Consider the following 16,061-nt stretch of genomic DNA (forward strand, 5'->3'; position numbering starts at 1 on the left):
CCCGAGCGGAAGGGCAGTTTCAGGCGCGTGCGCGACAAACCTGTGCCGCCGCACCCCGGATTTTGCCGGGCGGGTTTTTCCCGCACCGTGGCGGCCTCGAGAGAAAGCAACGAATGAAAGCCTCGCAATTCTTCATTTCCACACTCAAGGAAGCGCCCGCCGACGCGGAAATCGTGTCGCACAAACTGATGATGCGCGCCGGCATGATCAAGAAGCTGGGCGCCGGCATCTACAGCTACATGCCACTCGGGCTGCGCGTGATCCGCAAGGTGGAAAACATCGTGCGCGAGGAAATGAACCGCGCCGGTGCGGTCGAACTCTCGATGCCGGTGATCCAGCCGGCCGAACTGTGGCAGGAAACCGGCCGCTGGGACAAGATGGGCCCCGAGTTGCTGCGCCTGAAGGACCGCCATGAGCGCGACTTCGCCGTGCAACCGACCTCGGAAGAGGTGGTGACCGATATCGCCCGCACCGAAATCCGCAGCTACAAGCAGCTCCCGGTCAATTTCTACCAGATCCAGATCAAGTTCCGCGACGAGCGCCGGCCGCGCTTTGGCATCATGCGCGGGCGCGAATTCACGATGAAGGATGCCTATTCCTTCGACCGCGACGCCGACGGCCTGCGCAAGTCGTACGAGAACATGTACGACACTTACGTGCGCATCTTCCGCCGCTTCGGGCTGGAATTCCGTGCGGTGGCGGCCGACAACGGCGCCATCGGCGGCTCGGGCTCGCATGAATTCCACGTGATTGCCGAGACCGGCGAAGACTCCCTGGTCTACTGCCCGAACTCGGCCTACGCCGCCAACATGGAAGCCGCCGAGGCCCTGCCGCTGCTGGCCGAGCGCGCCGCGCCCAGGGAAGACCTGGTCAAGACCTTCACCCCGGAGAAGGTCAAGTGCGAGCAGGTGGCCGAGTTCCTGGACATCCCGCTGGAGCGCAACGTCAAGTCGATCGTGCTGGCCAAGGATACCGAAGCCGGCGCCGAGATCTGGCTGCTGCTGATCCGCGCCGACCATGAGCTGAACGAGATCAAGGCTTCCAAGGTGCCGGGCCTGGCCGACTTCCGCTTCGCCACCGAGAACGAGATCGTCGACGCCTTCGGCTCGCCCCCGGGCTACCTGGGCCCGATCGGCGCGAAGAAGCCGGTCAAGGTGGTGGCCGACCGCACCGTCGCCAACATGAGCGACTTCGTCTGCGGCGCCAACTACCGCGACTACCACTACACCGGCGTCAACTGGGGCCGTGACCTGCCCGAGCCGATCGTGGCCGACTTGCGCAACGTGGTCGCCGGCGACGCGTCGCCGGATGGCCAGGGCACGCTGGAGATCTGCCGCGGCATCGAGGTGGGCCATGTATTCATGCTGGGTACGCGTTATTCGGAATCGATGAACGCCACCTTCCTCGACGAGAACGGCAAGACCCAGCCCATGCAGATGGGCTGCTACGGCATCGGCATCACCCGTATCCTGGGCGCCGCGATCGAGCAGAACTTCGATGAGCGCGGCATTATCTGGCCGGCCGCGATCGCGCCGTTCGCGGTGGTGATCTGCCCGGTTGGCTATGACCGCTCCGAAGCCGTCAAGGCCGAGGCCGACCGCATCCATGCCGAGCTGCTGGCCGCCGGCGTCGACGTCATCATCGACGACCGCGGCGAGCGCCCCGGCGTGATGTTCGCCGACTGGGAACTGATCGGCGTGCCGCACCGCGTGGTGGTGGGCGACCGCGGCCTGAAGGAAGGCAAGGTCGAGTACCAGGGCCGGCGTGACGCGCAGGCCACCGCCGTCAGTGTGGCCGAGGTGGTCGGCTACGTGCGCAACCAGCTCGCCAACTGACCTGCATGCGCGCCGCTCGGGGGATGACGGACGCCGGCCGGCGCATCGCCGCCGGCCTGCTGCTGGCGCTGGCCGCGACGGCCGCGCACGCCGGCGCGCAGAAGGAAGAAGACCTGGCCCATTCGGTGCGCGGCGCGCTGGCCGCCGCCATTGCCGACGACCGGCCCACGCGGCCGGTCTTTGCTTCCGGCGGCGAGCGCCTCGCGTACCTGAAGTGGCTGGGCGAGATGTCCTCTCGCCTGTCATCGCGCATCCCCGAGCCGCAGATGCGGGTGGAACTGATCGAGACCGCCTACTACGAGGCCAAGCGCGCCGGGCTCGAGCCCGCGCTGGTGCTGGGCCTGATCCAGGTCGAGAGCAATTTCCGCAAGTACGCGATCAGCTCGGCCGGCGCGCGCGGGCTGATGCAGGTGATGCCGTTCTGGGTGCGCACCATCGGCGATAACGATCCGCGCAAGCTCTTCCACCTGCAAAGCAACCTGCGCTACGGCTGCACCATCCTGCGCTACTACCTGGACCGCGAGCAGGGCGACCTGTACCTGGCGCTGGGCCGCTACAACGGCAGCCGCGGCCGGGCGGAGTATCCGAACGCGGTGCTGGCGGCGTGGAAGCGCTGGCAGTACTCAGAAGCCTCGGTCACCGTGGCAGGCGATGCCGAGATCGCGCCGTCGCGTCCGCGCGCGCCAGTGTCCGAGCCTCCCGAACGCAATCCCTTCTCGCCCCGGCGCGTCGCCAATCCCTCATGATCCGCGAAGCATCCGCTGCCGGTGGCAAGACCGGCTATACCGAATCCTCGCCCGAACTCGAGCAATGGCTGGCGCGGCATATCGCGCAGGGCTTCGGCGCCGATGCGCTGGTGCTGTCGATGCTGCGTTCCGGCTATGACGATGCCTTTGCGCGCCAGGTCGTGGCCGCGGCGTTCGGGCAGGGCGCCGGGGCGCCCGCGTTGCCCCCGGCGCATCGCAAGGCGCCGGCCACTGCCGCCGAGGCCGAGCCGCGGCTCTACGTCGCGCACGGCGGCGACCGCGAGGTCCAGATCCTGTTCCGGCTGGCGTCGCCCCGCATCCGGCTGTTCCAGCAGCTGCTGACCGGCGACGAGTGCGATGCGCTGGTGGCGCTGTCGCGCGGCCGGCTGGCGCGCTCGCCGGTGGTCAACCCGGATACCGGCGACGAGAACCTGATCGATGCCCGCACCAGCATGGGGGCGATGTTCCAGGTGGGCGAGCACGCGCTGATCTCGCGCATCGAGGCGCGTATTGCCGCGGTCACCGGCGTGCCGGCCGAACACGGCGAAGGCCTGCAGATCCTGAACTACAAGCCCGGCGGCGAGTACCAGCCGCACTTCGACTACTTCAACCCGCAGCGCCCCGGCGAGGCGCGGCAGCTTTCCGTCGGCGGACAGCGCATCGCCACGCTGGTGATCTACCTGAACACGCCCGCTGCCGGCGGCGCCACCGCGTTCCCGCGGGTGGGGCTGGAGGTGGCGCCGGTCAAGGGCAACGCGGTGTATTTCAGCTACCTGCTGCCCGACGGCGCCCTTGACGACCGCACGCTGCATGCCGGCCTGCCGGTGGCATCGGGCGAAAAATGGATCGCCACCAAATGGCTGCGCGAACGGCCGTACCGCAGCGAGGCCTGAGCCTGCCGGCCAGGGCCACCGAAGGCGCCGCGCGCTGCTGGTTCGATCCCGCGCTGCCGGTCGCCGAGAGCCGGCGCGCCAGCCAGAGCAGCGCCAGCTACCTTTCCCATACCCATCCCACGTTGTCGGTTGGCGCCGTCGACGGCGGCACCAGCCGCTTTACCTGCGGCGCCGATGCCGCGCTGCTGCATCCCGGCGCGGTGGTGGTGATTCCGGCTGGCCAGGTGCACGCCTGCAATCCGGTGCCTGACGGCCGCTGGAGCTACCAGATGCTGCATTTCGATCCGGCGTGGGTGGCATCCGTGCTCGACGAGGATGGACCCGTTCGTGCCGGACTGGCAGCGCGCGTGACGTCGATGCCCGCGGTCTACCGGCTGGTCTGCGCGCTGAACGCGACCTTGTTCTCGCCGGCCGACAGCCTCGAAAAGGAAGCCGCGCTGGTGGCGTTTATCGGCGACCTGCACGCCGCGCTGGAGTCGGGCGATGACTTGCACACGCTGCCCGCGCCCGCCGCCGTTTCCGCGCGCGTGGCGTACCTGTGCGAACTGCTGCACGCGCGCCACGCCGAACGCCTGCCACTTGCCGAGCTGGCGCGCGCTGCGGGCCTGAGCCGCTACCACCTGGTGCGCGCCTTTCGCGCCGAGACCGGCATGACGCCGCATGCCTACCAGCTCGATATCCGCATCCAGCACGCACGCCGGCTGCTGCGCCAGGGCGCGGCATTGGCCGAGGTGGCGCTGGACCTGGGCTTTGCCGACCAGAGCCACTTCCAGCGCGCCTTCAAGCAGCGCGTGGCGCTGACCCCGCGCAGCTACCAGCGCGCCGCCTGAGGGGGCCGCTTAGCGCTACAGCAACTTTCTTCAAGACCGGCGCCGTCCCCCGGCCTGACACTGCGGGCTCTCTTGATGGAGGGCCGGCATGGACATGCCTCTCAATCCCGCCCCGCTGCAGCAGTTCGCGATGGTGGCCGGCGCCCACGCGCTGGCGCTGCTGAGCCCGGGGCCTGACTTTTTCCTGGTAGTGCGCAGCGCGCTGCTGCACGGGCCGCGGCGTGCCAGCGGCGTGTGCCTGGGCATTGCGCTGGGCAACGGCGTCTTTATCGGCCTGGCGCTGGCCGGGTTTGCCGCGATGCGCGACTATCCGCCGCTGTTCGCGGCGCTGCAGTGGGCGGGCTGCGCTTACCTGGCGTGGCTGGGCTGGCGTCTGCTGCGCGCCAGCGGCGAGCTGTCGCTGCCGCAGACCGATGCCGCATCGCCGGCCGCGCCGGCATCGTGGCTCGCGCAGATCGCCAGCGGCTTCCTGTCGGCGGTGCTGAACCCGAAGAACGGGCTGTTCTACGCCAGCCTGTTCTCGGTGCTGGCGGCCAGCCGCACGCCGCCCGCGGTGCAGCTTGCCTACGGCGCCTGGATGTTCGCCGTGGTGCTGGGCTGGGACCTGCTGGTGGCCTATGGCATCGGCCATCCGGCGGTGGCGGCGCGCTTCGGGCGCGTGGGGCGCTCAGTGCGATGGGTGGAGCGCCTGACCGGCGCCATCCTGTGGCTGCTGGCGCTGGCCGTGGGCTGGCACGCGTTGCGCTGATGTTCACGGAGTCTCCTGCGAAGGGTCGTGGCGCAGCACGCGCCGCAGGGTTTCGTCATCGAGCCGTTGCACGCCGTCGAGCCAGGTGCCGAGCAGCGTCAGCAATTCCAGCAGGGCATCGACGCGCGCGAGCAGGTGGGCATCGTCGCCGGCCGGCGCAGCTTCTTGCCGCAGCGCGCGCAACGCCGCCGCGGCGGGGTCGATCTCGCGGCGCTTGCGCTCCGCGGCCATGGTGCGGAAGTTCAGCCAGACATCGGCCGGCACGCGCACATACTCGCGCCGGTCGCGCGGAGCATCGGCATGCGACGGGCGCGTCAGGTTCCAGGAGTCAAGTTCGCGCAGCCCGACGCTGATATTGGAACGCGAGCGGTTCAGCGCGTGCGCGATCTCGTCGGCATTGAGCGGACGCGGCGCGATATAGAGCAGGCCCAGGATCTGGCTGGCGGTGCGGGTCAGGCCGCAGTGGCTGCCCAGTTCCCCGAGGTGGCCGATCAGCAGGTGGGCAAGCGGTGAAAGATGCATGGTGTCGTGGTAGGTCGGTCGCGGCCGCACTGGCGGCCGGGCTTCTGGTCGGGCGCGGCGTGGCGGGCGTGGCGGGCGTGCGCCCGCCACGCCGTGCCGCTACTGTGCGGGCGTCCAGGCTTGCGCATCCACCTCCTTGGGCACCTGCGGACCGCCGGGCGTGTAGGCCGGATGCTGGATGTTGCACCAGCCGCCGAACGGGAACGGCCGGCAGCGCCACAGCTTGCCGTCCACGCCGATGATGGTCTGCGGCGCCGGCGCAGCCCCGCTGTAGACCAGTTGCAGGTCCGCCCAGCGCAGCGGGTCGCCGTAGACGTACGACGCCTTGGTCAGGTAGATGCGCACGAACGACGGGTTATGCGCCGCGGTGGCGTAATACATCATGCGGATCTTGCCGTTCTGGGGCTTGATCGGGGTCTTGTGCCACTGGCTCGAGCGCACGTCCAGCCCGGCCTTCTTGGGATTGCCGCCCGCGCACAGCGTGCCGTCCTTGACGGCCTGCTCGACCGACGCCTGGCTGTTGTAGTCCTGCGGGAAACCGGTGACTTCGTTCCATTGCTGGAAGGGATAGGCGCCGCTGCGGCGGAACGCCTCGCGGCAGCCGGCGTTGGGCACGCCCGAGCCGTCGGCCGGCCACCAGAAGCCGCCGTCCTGGAAGCACTTGAGCTGCCGGGCGATGGGGAACTCCACCACGCCGTGCGCCCGCGCGGGTGTGGCGATGAATCCGCTGCTCAACAGCAGGCGAGCGGGGAACACGGTCTGCTTGATCCTCATTGCGTAGTCTCCGGTGACTGGCCAGCGTTTCCGGCAGGAGGTCCGGTGCCACGCCGGCATTGGCGCGTGCGGGTCAGCCGGGCCGCAGTGCGGTCCCTGGCTTTTGCGTCGATTTTCCGGCGCCGTTCACGGCGGATGCCAATCGCAATTCCCACGGTGCGCTATTGGTATTGAAATGTCCTGTTTCCCGTTTTCACCAATTTCTGAAATTGCGGAAATAATTGGATCGGTTCGGTATTTTCTGAAATTCTTGAAATTAGCCATGCAACGGATTGCGGGACAATTTCGCCGGCCGTGGTATCGCTTCATGATGATCCCGAAATCTGGCGTCAATGCTGGCTTTTCGGCCGATCCGCGGCGACTTTGCCGGCGTCGTGCGCGCACCATGGCGGTCCCATGAATGAGACAAAGCGCGCAAAAAACGGGTAGTCAAATGTATGCGGAGCGGCGCCGTTGCCGTCTTGCTTTTTGAATAAGCATTGTTATATTTCCTGCGTTGCCGCAACTCAAGAATTTTCTTTTGACTCGCTTATTCCGATGACTGGAATTGCCATCAACTCCGCAGGCAGCGGCAATGCAAATTCAGATGGCGCTATGGCGGCAAGCCGGTTCCCGGGCACGGGCAGCGCAGGACAAGGACAGGCGGTTCGCGGCAGGCACGCGACGGCTCAGGCGGCTTTCACGCTGCTCGAACTGCTGGTGGTGCTGCTGATCATCGCGTTGCTGGCGGGCTATGTCGGGCCGCGGCTGTTCTCGCAGGTAGACAAAGCGCGGGTCAAGTCGGCCAATGCGCAGATGAAGACCCTGGCGGACGCGGCGACCCAGTTCCGGATGGATACCGGCCACTACCCCAGCGAGCAGGAAGGGCTCAATGCGCTGGTGCAGAAGGGCAGCGATCCCGGCTGGGACGGCCCCTACCTGGTCTTCCACAGGTAGGCGTTGCCCCACGGGTCGGCGGGCAGGCCCTGGACCTACGCGGCGCTGTCGGAGACCAATACCGGCGAGCGCAAGATCATCACCATCGAGGATCCGGTCGAATACGAGCTGGCCGGCGTGCTGCAGATCCCGGTTAACGACAAGAAGGGCCTGACCTTCGCGCGCGGCCTGCGCTCCATCCTGCGGCACGACCCCGACACTGTGCTAGTCGGCGAGATCCGCGATGATGAGACCGCCGGCATCGCGGTGCAGGCGGCGCTGACGGGGCACCTGGTGATGTCGTCGGTGCATACCAACACGGCCTTCAGCGTGCTGGAGCGCTTCCTTTACATGGGCGTCGAGCCGGCCAGTTTTGTCGAGGCGCTGCAGGGCGTGGTGGCGCAGCGGCTGGTGCGGCGCATCTGCGAGCACTGCGCGCGCGATGACCGGCCCGATGCCGAGCTGGCGGGCAAGGCAAGGCTGACGGCCGAGCAACTGCGCGCGGGGCGCTTTCGCAAGGGCCGCGGCTGCGAGGCGTGCCGCGGCACCGGTTTCCATGGCCGGCTGGCGCTGGCCGAGGTGCTGCGCATCGACGACGCGCTCAAGGACGCGCTGCTGCGGCGCGAGTCCGCGGCGTCGCTGCGCGAGATTGCCCGGCGCGGCGGCCATGTGGGCGTGCGCGAGATCGCGCTGGAGAATGCTGCCGCCGGCCTTACCACACTGCAGGAGATCCTCCGTGTCATCCCTCTCGGTTGAACTGAACGCACGCCTGGACGAGTCCTGGTCGACGAGCGCCTGAACGGCGTGGTGGTGCGCGACAGCGTCGAAACGCTGCAGGCGATCGAGCGGCTGATCCAGGCGCTGGACCTGCCGCAATCGGAGTCACCCTCGACGTGCAGGTGCTGGAGGTGGCGCGCAACGACCTGCTCAACCTGGGCATCCGCTATCCCGGCAAGATCACCGGCACGCTCGACGAACTGGTACAGCGCCGCTACCTGCGCGAGCTGCCGCTGCCTGTATCGGCGTATTTCCGCCAAACTGTACCGGTACTGTACCGCTCACTGACCGTAGACTGATTTCCTGAATGCCCTGGAGTCAGTCATGGAAGTATCCCAACTCGCCGCCGGCACCGGTGTCTTTGCCGCGTTTGCCGGCTTTGCGCTGGTGTCGTCGATCACCCCCGGTCCCAACAACACCATGGTTCTCGCCTCCGGCGTGAACTTTGGCTTCGCGCGCACGGTGCCGCATGTGCTGGGCATCAGCATTGGTTTTGCCTTGATGGTGGCGATGGTCGGCCTGGGGCTGGGATCGCTGTTTCACGCGTTTCCGTGGACCTGGCAGCTGCTGCGCGTGGCGGCCACCGTCTACCTGTTGTGGCTGGCGTGGAAGCTGGCCACCGCCGGCGGCGTGCAGGACCAGAAGGTCGGGCGCCCGATGGGCTTCCTGGCCGCCGCGGCGTTCCAGTGGGTCAATCCCAAGGCGTGGGTGATGGCGGTGGGCGCGTGCAGCACCTACGTGCTGCACGGCAACCTGTGGCTGAACGTGTTGCTGCTGGCGGGGATCTTCGGCGTGGTCAACCTGCCGAGCGTCGCGATGTGGGCGCTGTGCGGCTCAGCGCTGCGGCGCTGGCTGGCGCGGCCGCGCGTGCTGCGTGCGTTCAATATCGGCATGGCGGTGCTGCTGCTGGCCTCGCTGTGGCCGATTCTCGGCGCTTGAGGGCGGCATCTATGTGCCACCGTGGCTTGAACCGCTGAATATGTGCTCCCCTCTCCCGCTTGCGGGAGAGGGGAGCAAACCGAGAGGCGATCTAAATCAAACCAGCGCCCGGATCGAACCCAGGTTGCGCCAGTACCCCTTGGCATCCATCCCGCACCCGAACACATAGCGGTCCGGCACGGCAAAGCCGCAGAAGTCCGGGTGCATCGGCTTGGCCTTGCTCAGCGTCTTCTCGCACAGCACCGCGGCGTGGAATTCCTTCGCGCCCATGTCCATGATGCGCTCGCGGATCGCGGCCATGGTCTCGCCTTCATCCAGGATGTCGTCCAGCACCAGCACCACGCGGTCCTTGACCGACTCGCGCGGGGCCACGCGCCACTGCATCTCGCCGCCCACGGTCTTGTTGTTGTAGCGAGAGAGGTGGATGTAGTCGAATTCCAGCGGGAAGGCCAGCTTGGGCAGCAGCATGCCGGTGAAGACCACCGCGCCGCCCATTACCGACAGCACCAGCGGGAAGGCATCGCCCATCCTGGCGGTGATGTCGGCCGCCATGCGGTCCAGCGACGCCTGGACTTCCTCGGCGGAGACGATTTCTTCGGAGTTGGCCCACAGCTCGCGGGCCTGTTCGGCGCTCATCATGATGTCTGTCCTGTTCTTTTGCGGGGGAGGGCGGATCGCGGCCGGATCTTAACGGTACTTAGCGGTTGAAGAGGCCCTTCATGCCGCCCTTCATCGCGCCCATCTGGCGCATCATCTTCATCATGCCGCCGCCCTTGAGCTTCTTCATCATGGATTGCATCTGGTCGAACTGGTTCAGCAGGCGGTTGACTTCCTGCACCGGCACGCCGGCGCCGGCGGCAATGCGGCGCTTGCGGCTGGCCTTGATCAGCTCAGGCTTGGCGCGCTCGGTCGGCGTCATGCTGTTGATAATGCCTTCCATGCGGGCCACCTGCTTTTCCGCCTGATCCATATTGGCGCCCTGCGCCTGCTGGGCGAACTGCGCCGGCAGCTTGTCGACCAGGCTGCCCAGGCCACCCATCTTCTTCATCTGGCCGATCTGGGCCTTGAAGTCTTCCAGGTCGAAGTCGCCGGTCTTCTTGATCTTCTTGGCCAGCTTCTCGGCCGCTTCCATGTCCACGCCGCGCTGGGCTTCCTCGACCAGAGCGAGGATGTCGCCCATGCCCAGGATGCGCTGGGCCATGCGGTCGGGGTAGAAGGGCTCGAGGCCGTCCAGCTTTTCGCCGACGCCGACGAACTTGATCGGGCGGCCGGTGATGTGGCGCACCGACAGCGCGGCACCGCCGCGCGCATCGCCGTCCAGCTTGGTCAGCACCACGCCGGTCAGCGGCAGCGTGTCGTTAAAGGCCTTGGCGGTGTTGACCGCGTCCTGGCCGAGCATGGCGTCGACCACGAACAGGGTTTCAGCGGGCTTCAGCTGGGCGTGCAGCGCGGCGATTTCCTGCATCATCAGCTCGTCGATACCCAGCCGGCCGGCCGTGTCGACGATCAGCACGTCGTGGTAGTGCTTGCGGGCCCAGTCCACCGCCGCGCGGGCGATCTCGACCGGCTTCTGGTCCGGCTGCGACGGGAAGAAGTCCGCGCCGACCTGCTCGGAAACGGTCTTGAGCTGGGCGATAGCGGCGGGGCGGTAGACGTCGCACGAGACCGTCAGCACCTTCTTCTTCTTGTTTTCCTTGAGCCACTTGGCCAGCTTGCCCACGGTAGTGGTCTTGCCGGCACCCTGCAGGCCGGCCATCAGGATGATGGCGGGCGGTTGCACGGCCAGGTTCAGCTCGGCTTCCTTGTTGTTGCCGCCGGCGGCTTCGGCCCCGCCAATGACGGAGGTCAGCTCGCGCTGGACCACGCCGACCAGCGCCTGGCCCGGGGTGAGGCTGGTCACGACCTCCTCGCCCAGCGCCTTTTCCTTGACGCGTGCGACAAATTCGCGCACGACCGGCAGCGCCACGTCGGCTTCGAGCATGGCAAGGCGCACTTCGCGCAGCATCTCGGCGGTGTTGGCCTCGGTCAGGCGCGCCTCGCCGCGCATGGTCTTGACCACACGCGCCAGGCGTTGAGTGAGATTGTCCAGCATGGCAGGATTCGGGGAGAAGTCGGAGCAGGGCTCGGAGAGGAATCGGGGCAGGACCGGCTCACGCGGCGGGCCTGGAGCACCGGATCAACCGGCCGCCACCGTCCGTGGGCACTAAGGTAAACTGCGCAAATGGTCATTGTACTGTATGCCCTGACGGCACTTCTCTATTGCGGCCTGGCCCTGCACGGCTGGGCGACGCGCCATCCGGTGGCGGCCGCGGCCGGCCAGGCTGGCGGCGGCGCCTCGGCCGTGTTGGTCGCATCCGGCCCCGGCGGCATCCCTCCGGCGGGGGGCGCGCACGGCGAAGCGCGCCCGGCCTGGTGGCACGTGCTGATGCTGGCGGCGCTGGCCAGCCACGGCATGCTGCTGCATGAAACCATCTTCCCGGCCGAGCGCATGGTGTTCGGCTTTGCCTTCGCGCTGTCGGCCATGCTGTGGCTGGGCGTGGGCATCTACTGGATCGAGAGCTTCTTCTTCTCGCTGGCCGGGCTGGGGCTGATCGTGATCCCGGTGGCGCTGGTCGCGAGCCTGATGCCGCTGGCCTTCCCCGGTTCGCAGATCCTGGGCTACGCCGCGCAGCCGCTGTTCAAGCTGCACTTCATCATCGCCAACGTCGCCTATGGGCTCTTCACGCTGGCGGCCTTCCACGCCTTTTTGATGCTGCTGGCGGAGCGGCGCCTGCACGGCTTCCGCCACGCGCCGGCGCGTGCCAGCGAGCCGCAGCCCAGCCAATGGCTGGGACGCTGGCTGGACCTGCTGCCGCCGCTGCTGACGCTGGAGAAGCTGCTGTTCCGGCTGATCGGCGCGGGCTTCGTGCTGCTGACGCTGACGATTGGCTCGGGGCTGCTGTTCTCCGAGGAACTGTTCGGCCGCGCCTTCCGGCTCGACCACAAGACCGTGTTCGCGCTGATCTCATGGGCCATGTTCGGCGGCATCCTGGCCGGGCGCATCTTCCGCGGCTGGCGCGGCAAGGTGGCGCTGCGCTGGGTCATCGCCTCCTTCGGCATCCTGCTGCTGGCGTACGTCGGCAGCCGCTTCGTGATCGAAGTCGTCCTGCATCGGATCTGATTTGCCATGGTACGTATCCTGATCCTGCTGGCCGTGGTGCTGGGCGTCATCTGGTGGCTGCGCGCCCGCGCCGAGGCGCGCCTGGCCGAAATGCGCGCGAAGCAAGAGGCGCGCGAAGCCAGCGAGCGGGCCGCCGCCAGCGCCGCCAATGCCGGCAAGGCAGGTCAACCCGGGGCCGCCCCGGCCGAGCCCATGGTCCAGTGCGCCCAATGCGGCGTACACCTGCCGCAAGGCGAGGCCATTGCCTGGCGCGGCCTGCACTACTGCCGCCGCAGCCACTTGCCTGACGAGGCTGGTACCGGCACAGGTACCGGCACCGGCACGGACGGTCCCGGCGCATGAGCGAGCCGGCGCCATCCGGTGCCTCGGGCTGGCAGCGGCTGAACGCCTGGCGCGCGCTGGCCCAGCTATGGCGCCAGCCTGAACCGCCTGACTTCCACTGGCGCCTGCTGCGCTATTTCTGCTGGACCCGCGTGGCGGTGGGCCTGCTGCTGGTCGGCTATGCGCTGATGCAGCGGGGGGAGCCGCCGGCCGGGGCGGCGGCATTGCCCTTTGCCCTGGAAGCGCTGGTCGCGCTGGGTGGAGTCGAACACGCGGCCGCGATGACGGTCGCGCTCCCGTACCTGGTGATTGCGCTGGCGATGCTCGCCGGCACGCTGTGGCGCCGCCACTTCCACCTGCGCGTGCGCGTGCAGGTGCTGGCCGACCTGGGTCTGCTGGCGCTGGTCTACACCGTGCTGGGACAGCACGGCAGCCACGCCCAGGCCGACGGCCTGGCCATGATCTTCCTGCTGCCGGCGCTGGAAGCCGGCGCGCTGACCAGCCTGCTGTTCGCGCTGTTTGCCGCGGCCATCTCCGCCCTGGTGGTGATGAGCGGCCCCTTCGCCCACACCATCCTGCTGCGCCAGGCCGACGCCGGGCTGCTGGGCTCGGGCCTGTTCGGGCTGGTGTTCATGATCGCCGCGCTGCTGATGTATATGCTGGCCAACCGCCAGCTCGCGCAGGAGCGGCTGGCGCTGGCGCGCGAACAGGAGCTGAGGCTGCAGCAGCTGGTGAACCGACTGATGGTCAACGACATGCAGGACGGCGTGATGCTGGTGCGCGCCAACGGCTCGGTGGTGGCTGCCAACCCGGCGGCGGTGGTGCTGCTGGGCGTGCAGCCGCATGAGCGGATCTATTCCAGGCGGCTGGGCACGGCCGGGCAGAGCGACAGCGGCGGCGACGCCGTGCTGTTCGACCTGCGCCGCATCCCGCGGCTGCAGCCGCTGACGGAAATGCTGCGCGACTGGCTGCGCAGCAAGGACGACGTGCCGCGCATCCTGCAACTGCTGCCGATGGCGTCGGGCACCGCGCTGGCCGACGGCACCATGCAGCACACCCGGCTGCGGCTGCGCTTCGTGCTGCCGGGACTGGCCGGGCTGCGCTCGAGCCTAGCGTATGGCCGCACCGTCCCGACCGCGCTCGACACCGCCGCCTGGAACGAACTGTCGCCCGAAGCCGCCGCGCGCCTGCGCCTGGCCATCGCCCAGAACGAAGCCATGGCCTGGTCGCAGGAAGACGAGGCGCTGCTGCGCAGCGAGATGCGCGACACCGTGCTGGTCCATATCGAAAGCTGGGAACGCATCGCCGAGCAGGTGCAGCAGGAAAAACTGGCCGCGATGGGCCGGCTGGTGGCCAGCATCGCGCACCAGATCCGCAACCCGCTGGCCGCGATCAGCCAGGCCAGCGAGCTGCTGGCCGATTCCGGCAGATTGGAGCCGGGCACGCTCGACAATGGCGGCGCCGACGTCGATATCGACGCCCGCCTGCTGCGCATCATCAACGACAACGTGCGCCGGCTGGACCAGGTGGTGTCTGACGTGCTGCAGATGTCGCGGCGCCCGCGCACCGGCCGCAGCACCGTGCAGCTGGCGCAGGCGCTGCCCGAGATCGTGGAGCGCTGGCGGCTGGAAATGCGCTCGCGCCGCCCGCAGCCCGGCGACACGCGCCCGGCCGGCCGCGGCGATATCAATGCCAACACGATCCGGCTGACCGTGGATGTAGCGAAGCCGGTGGTATTCGATGCCGCGCAGCTGCAGCAGGTGCTGGGCAACCTGCTCGACAACGCGTGGCGCTACTGCAGCCGGTCGCCCGGTTCGATCCGGCTGCTGGCGCATGCGCTGGACCAGCACCATGCCGAGCTGATCGTCTGGAACGACGGCGCCGAGGTCTCGCGCGAGCACCAGCGCAGCCTGTTCGAGCCCTTCTTCACCAGCAACGCGCAGGGTACCGGCCTGGGCCTGTTCATGGCGCGCGAGCTGTGCGGCGCCAACGATGCGCAGGTGCGCTACGGCTCGATCTCGCTGCCGGCGCTGATCGAGCGTACCGGCGTGCTGGCCCCGACCACGCGCGATACACTGCCGGCCAAGGCCTTCGTGCTGACGCTGCGCATCGAGACCGCCGACGCGGCCGCGGGCCTGAGCGCCTGAGCAACCCAAACCTGAACGACCCCGATCCTCGTCACCCATGCCACCCCGTATGTCCCGAGCGCCCGATCCCATCCTCGTCATCGACGACGAGGCCGACCTGCGCGAGCTGCTGGACATCTCGATCCGGCGCATGGGGCATGACGTGGTGCTGGCCGGCTCGCTGGCCGAGGCGCGCGAGAAGCTGGCGCAGCACCGCTACAGCCTGGTGCTGACCGACATGCGGCTGGGCGACGGCCTCGGCATCGAGATCGTGCGGCAGCTTTCCGCCGCACCGGAGCGCGTGCCGGTCGCGGTCATCACCGCCTACGGCAGCGCCGACAACGCCGTGGAGGCGCTGAAGGCCGGCGCCTTCGACTACATCGCCAAGCCGGTGTCGCTGGAACAGCTGCGCAGCCTGGTGCTCAACGCGCTGGGCCGCCAGCATCGCGACAGCGGCGATGCCGCCGCCGCCGACCCTGCCGCCGATCGCGCCGCGGCCTTGCTGCCCGGCCATTCCGCGGCCATGCAGGAGGTGCGCCGCTCGCTGTCGCGGCTGGCGCGCAGCATGGCGCCGGTGGTGATCAGCGGCGAATCCGGCAGCGGCAAGGAGCGCGCCGCGCGCGCCATCCATGCGATCAGCGCTCGCGCCTCGCATCCGTTCGTGGCGGTCAACTGCGGCGCCATCCCCGAGAACCTGATGGAGTCCGAGTTCTTCGGCTACGTCAAAGGCGCCTTCACCGGCGCCGAGGGCGAGCGCGGGGGGTTCTTCCAGGCCGCCAACGGTGGCACGCTGCTGCTCGACGAGGTGGCCGACCTGCCGCTGCCAATGCAGGTCAAGCTGCTGCGCGCACTGCAGGAGCGGCGCGTGCGCAAGATCGGCGCCAGCCGCGAAGACGCTGTGGACGTGCGCGTGATGTGCGCCAGCCACAAGGACCTGGCTGCAATGGTCGCGGCTGGCCAGTTCCGGCAGGATTTGTATTACCGCCTCAACGTGCTGGAGCTGCGCATGCCGACGCTGCGCGAGCGCGGCGAGGACATCCCGGTGCTGGCGCGCGCCATCCTGGACCACCTGGCGGTGCGCTACGGCGACCCGCACCCCAAGCGGCTGTCGCCGGCGGCGCTGGACCGGCTGGCCGCCTACCGCTTCCCCGGCAACGTGCGCGAGCTGGAGAACCTGCTCGAACGCGCCTACGCCTTTGCCGAGAGCGAGCAGATCGAGGAGGCAGATCTGGGCGCGCTTGAAGCCGGCGCCGAGCGCGCCGGACTGCTGCACGCGCCGGCGCCGGCCATGGCCCCGACGGTGCCGGCCGCCTATTACGCGTCCTGGGCGGCAGGCGGCATGTGGACGCCGGTGCCGGCGGCTGCCGCGCCGGTGCCGGCGGCTGCCGCGCCGGTGCCGGTGACGGTCGAGCCAGCACCGGCCCCGGCCAGGGCTACTGCCGCCGAACCCCAACCCCAACACTGTGTCTTTTTAA

The 16,061-nt window shown here is 68.5% G+C and carries 17 protein-coding genes; 13 read left to right on the top strand and 4 right to left on the bottom strand.

Going from position 1 to position 16,061, the window contains the following annotated elements; all coding sequences use genetic code 11:
- The first annotated feature begins 113 nt into the window (after positions 1–113).
- The 5 genes from AB1I47_RS20520 to AB1I47_RS20540 all read left to right on the top strand — a co-directional run bounded on the left by AB1I47_RS20520 (position 114) and on the right by AB1I47_RS20540 (position 5,052).
- Positions 114–1,835: a proline--tRNA ligase gene (locus AB1I47_RS20520; protein WP_354685560.1), complete on the top strand. Its 1,722-nt coding sequence runs from the start codon at positions 114–116 to the stop codon at positions 1,833–1,835.
- Between the two features lie 5 nt (positions 1,836–1,840).
- The gene (locus AB1I47_RS20525; protein ID WP_354685561.1) at positions 1,841–2,581 is read left to right on the top strand and encodes a lytic transglycosylase domain-containing protein; all 741 of its coding nucleotides are present in this window, start codon (positions 1,841–1,843) and stop codon (positions 2,579–2,581) included.
- Positions 2,578–3,474: a 2OG-Fe(II) oxygenase gene (locus AB1I47_RS20530; protein ID WP_354685562.1), complete on the top strand. Its 897-nt coding sequence runs from the start codon at positions 2,578–2,580 to the stop codon at positions 3,472–3,474. The genes AB1I47_RS20525 and AB1I47_RS20530 overlap by 4 nt, the downstream gene beginning before the upstream one ends.
- Positions 3,438–4,304, top strand: a complete 867-nt coding sequence (locus AB1I47_RS20535; protein ID WP_354685563.1) for an AraC family transcriptional regulator — start codon at positions 3,438–3,440, stop codon at positions 4,302–4,304. Before AB1I47_RS20530 ends, AB1I47_RS20535 begins: the two co-directional genes overlap by 37 nt.
- Before the next feature lie 88 nt (positions 4,305–4,392).
- Positions 4,393–5,052: a LysE family translocator gene (locus tag AB1I47_RS20540; protein ID WP_407935875.1), complete on the top strand. Its 660-nt coding sequence runs from the start codon at positions 4,393–4,395 to the stop codon at positions 5,050–5,052.
- Positions 5,053–5,055: 3 nt separating this feature from the next.
- Here the strand turns inward: AB1I47_RS20540 and AB1I47_RS20545 are convergent, their stop codons facing one another.
- Together AB1I47_RS20545 and AB1I47_RS20550 are read right to left on the bottom strand one after the other, a co-directional pair.
- Complete coding sequence (locus AB1I47_RS20545) at positions 5,056–5,574, bottom strand: GbsR/MarR family transcriptional regulator (RefSeq protein WP_354685564.1); 519 nt, start codon at positions 5,572–5,574, stop codon at positions 5,056–5,058.
- A 99-nt stretch (positions 5,575–5,673) separates the two neighbouring features.
- A complete protein-coding gene (locus AB1I47_RS20550; RefSeq protein ID WP_354685565.1) occupies positions 5,674–6,348 on the bottom strand; it encodes a lytic polysaccharide monooxygenase in 675 nt (224 codons plus the stop codon).
- Between the two features lie 594 nt (positions 6,349–6,942).
- On the opposite strand from AB1I47_RS20550, the gene AB1I47_RS20555 reads away from it, so the two are divergent.
- From AB1I47_RS20555 to AB1I47_RS20570, 4 genes are all read left to right on the top strand, one after another.
- Positions 6,943–7,284: a type II secretion system protein GspG gene (locus tag AB1I47_RS20555; RefSeq protein ID WP_354685566.1), complete on the top strand. Its 342-nt coding sequence runs from the start codon at positions 6,943–6,945 to the stop codon at positions 7,282–7,284.
- A gap of 3 nt (positions 7,285–7,287) precedes the next feature.
- Positions 7,288–8,019, top strand: a complete 732-nt coding sequence (locus AB1I47_RS20560) for a GspE/PulE family protein (RefSeq protein WP_354685567.1) — start codon at positions 7,288–7,290, stop codon at positions 8,017–8,019.
- A gap of 137 nt (positions 8,020–8,156) precedes the next feature.
- A complete protein-coding gene (locus tag AB1I47_RS20565) occupies positions 8,157–8,339 on the top strand; it encodes a hypothetical protein (RefSeq protein WP_354685579.1) in 183 nt (60 codons plus the stop codon).
- A 25-nt stretch (positions 8,340–8,364) separates the two neighbouring features.
- Positions 8,365–8,979: a LysE family translocator gene (locus AB1I47_RS20570; protein WP_354685568.1), complete on the top strand. Its 615-nt coding sequence runs from the start codon at positions 8,365–8,367 to the stop codon at positions 8,977–8,979.
- Between the two features lie 96 nt (positions 8,980–9,075).
- Here AB1I47_RS20570 and AB1I47_RS20575 read toward each other — a convergent pair whose 3' ends face one another.
- Complete coding sequence (locus tag AB1I47_RS20575; RefSeq protein ID WP_354685569.1) at positions 9,076–9,618, bottom strand: hypoxanthine-guanine phosphoribosyltransferase; 543 nt, start codon at positions 9,616–9,618, stop codon at positions 9,076–9,078.
- Positions 9,619–9,676: 58 nt separating this feature from the next.
- On the bottom strand, positions 9,677–11,071 hold the full coding sequence (gene ffh, locus AB1I47_RS20580; protein ID WP_354685570.1) for a signal recognition particle protein: 1,395 nt from the start codon (positions 11,069–11,071) through the stop codon (positions 9,677–9,679).
- 129 nt (positions 11,072–11,200) lie between these two features.
- Here ffh and AB1I47_RS20585 point away from each other — a divergent pair, with 129 nt between their 5' ends.
- The 4 genes from AB1I47_RS20585 to AB1I47_RS20600 form a co-directional block, all read left to right on the top strand.
- On the top strand, positions 11,201–12,139 hold the full coding sequence (locus tag AB1I47_RS20585; RefSeq protein WP_354685571.1) for a cytochrome C assembly family protein: 939 nt from the start codon (positions 11,201–11,203) through the stop codon (positions 12,137–12,139).
- Between the two features lie 6 nt (positions 12,140–12,145).
- Positions 12,146–12,481, top strand: coding sequence for a PP0621 family protein (locus tag AB1I47_RS20590; RefSeq protein WP_354685572.1), 336 nt, complete (start codon positions 12,146–12,148; stop codon positions 12,479–12,481).
- Positions 12,478–14,607 carry a sensor histidine kinase gene (locus AB1I47_RS20595; RefSeq protein ID WP_354685573.1) on the top strand — a complete coding sequence of 710 codons (2,130 nt, stop codon included), beginning with the start codon at positions 12,478–12,480 and terminating at the stop codon, positions 14,605–14,607. The genes AB1I47_RS20590 and AB1I47_RS20595 overlap by 4 nt, the downstream gene beginning before the upstream one ends.
- 37 nt (positions 14,608–14,644) lie before the next feature.
- A partial coding sequence (locus tag AB1I47_RS20600) for a sigma-54-dependent transcriptional regulator (RefSeq protein WP_354685574.1) occupies positions 14,645–16,061 on the top strand: 1,417 nt, incomplete at its 3' end.

It is taken from the genome of Cupriavidus necator, from assembly GCF_040578825.1.
Lineage (GTDB): Bacteria > Pseudomonadota > Gammaproteobacteria > Burkholderiales > Burkholderiaceae > Cupriavidus > Cupriavidus necator_E.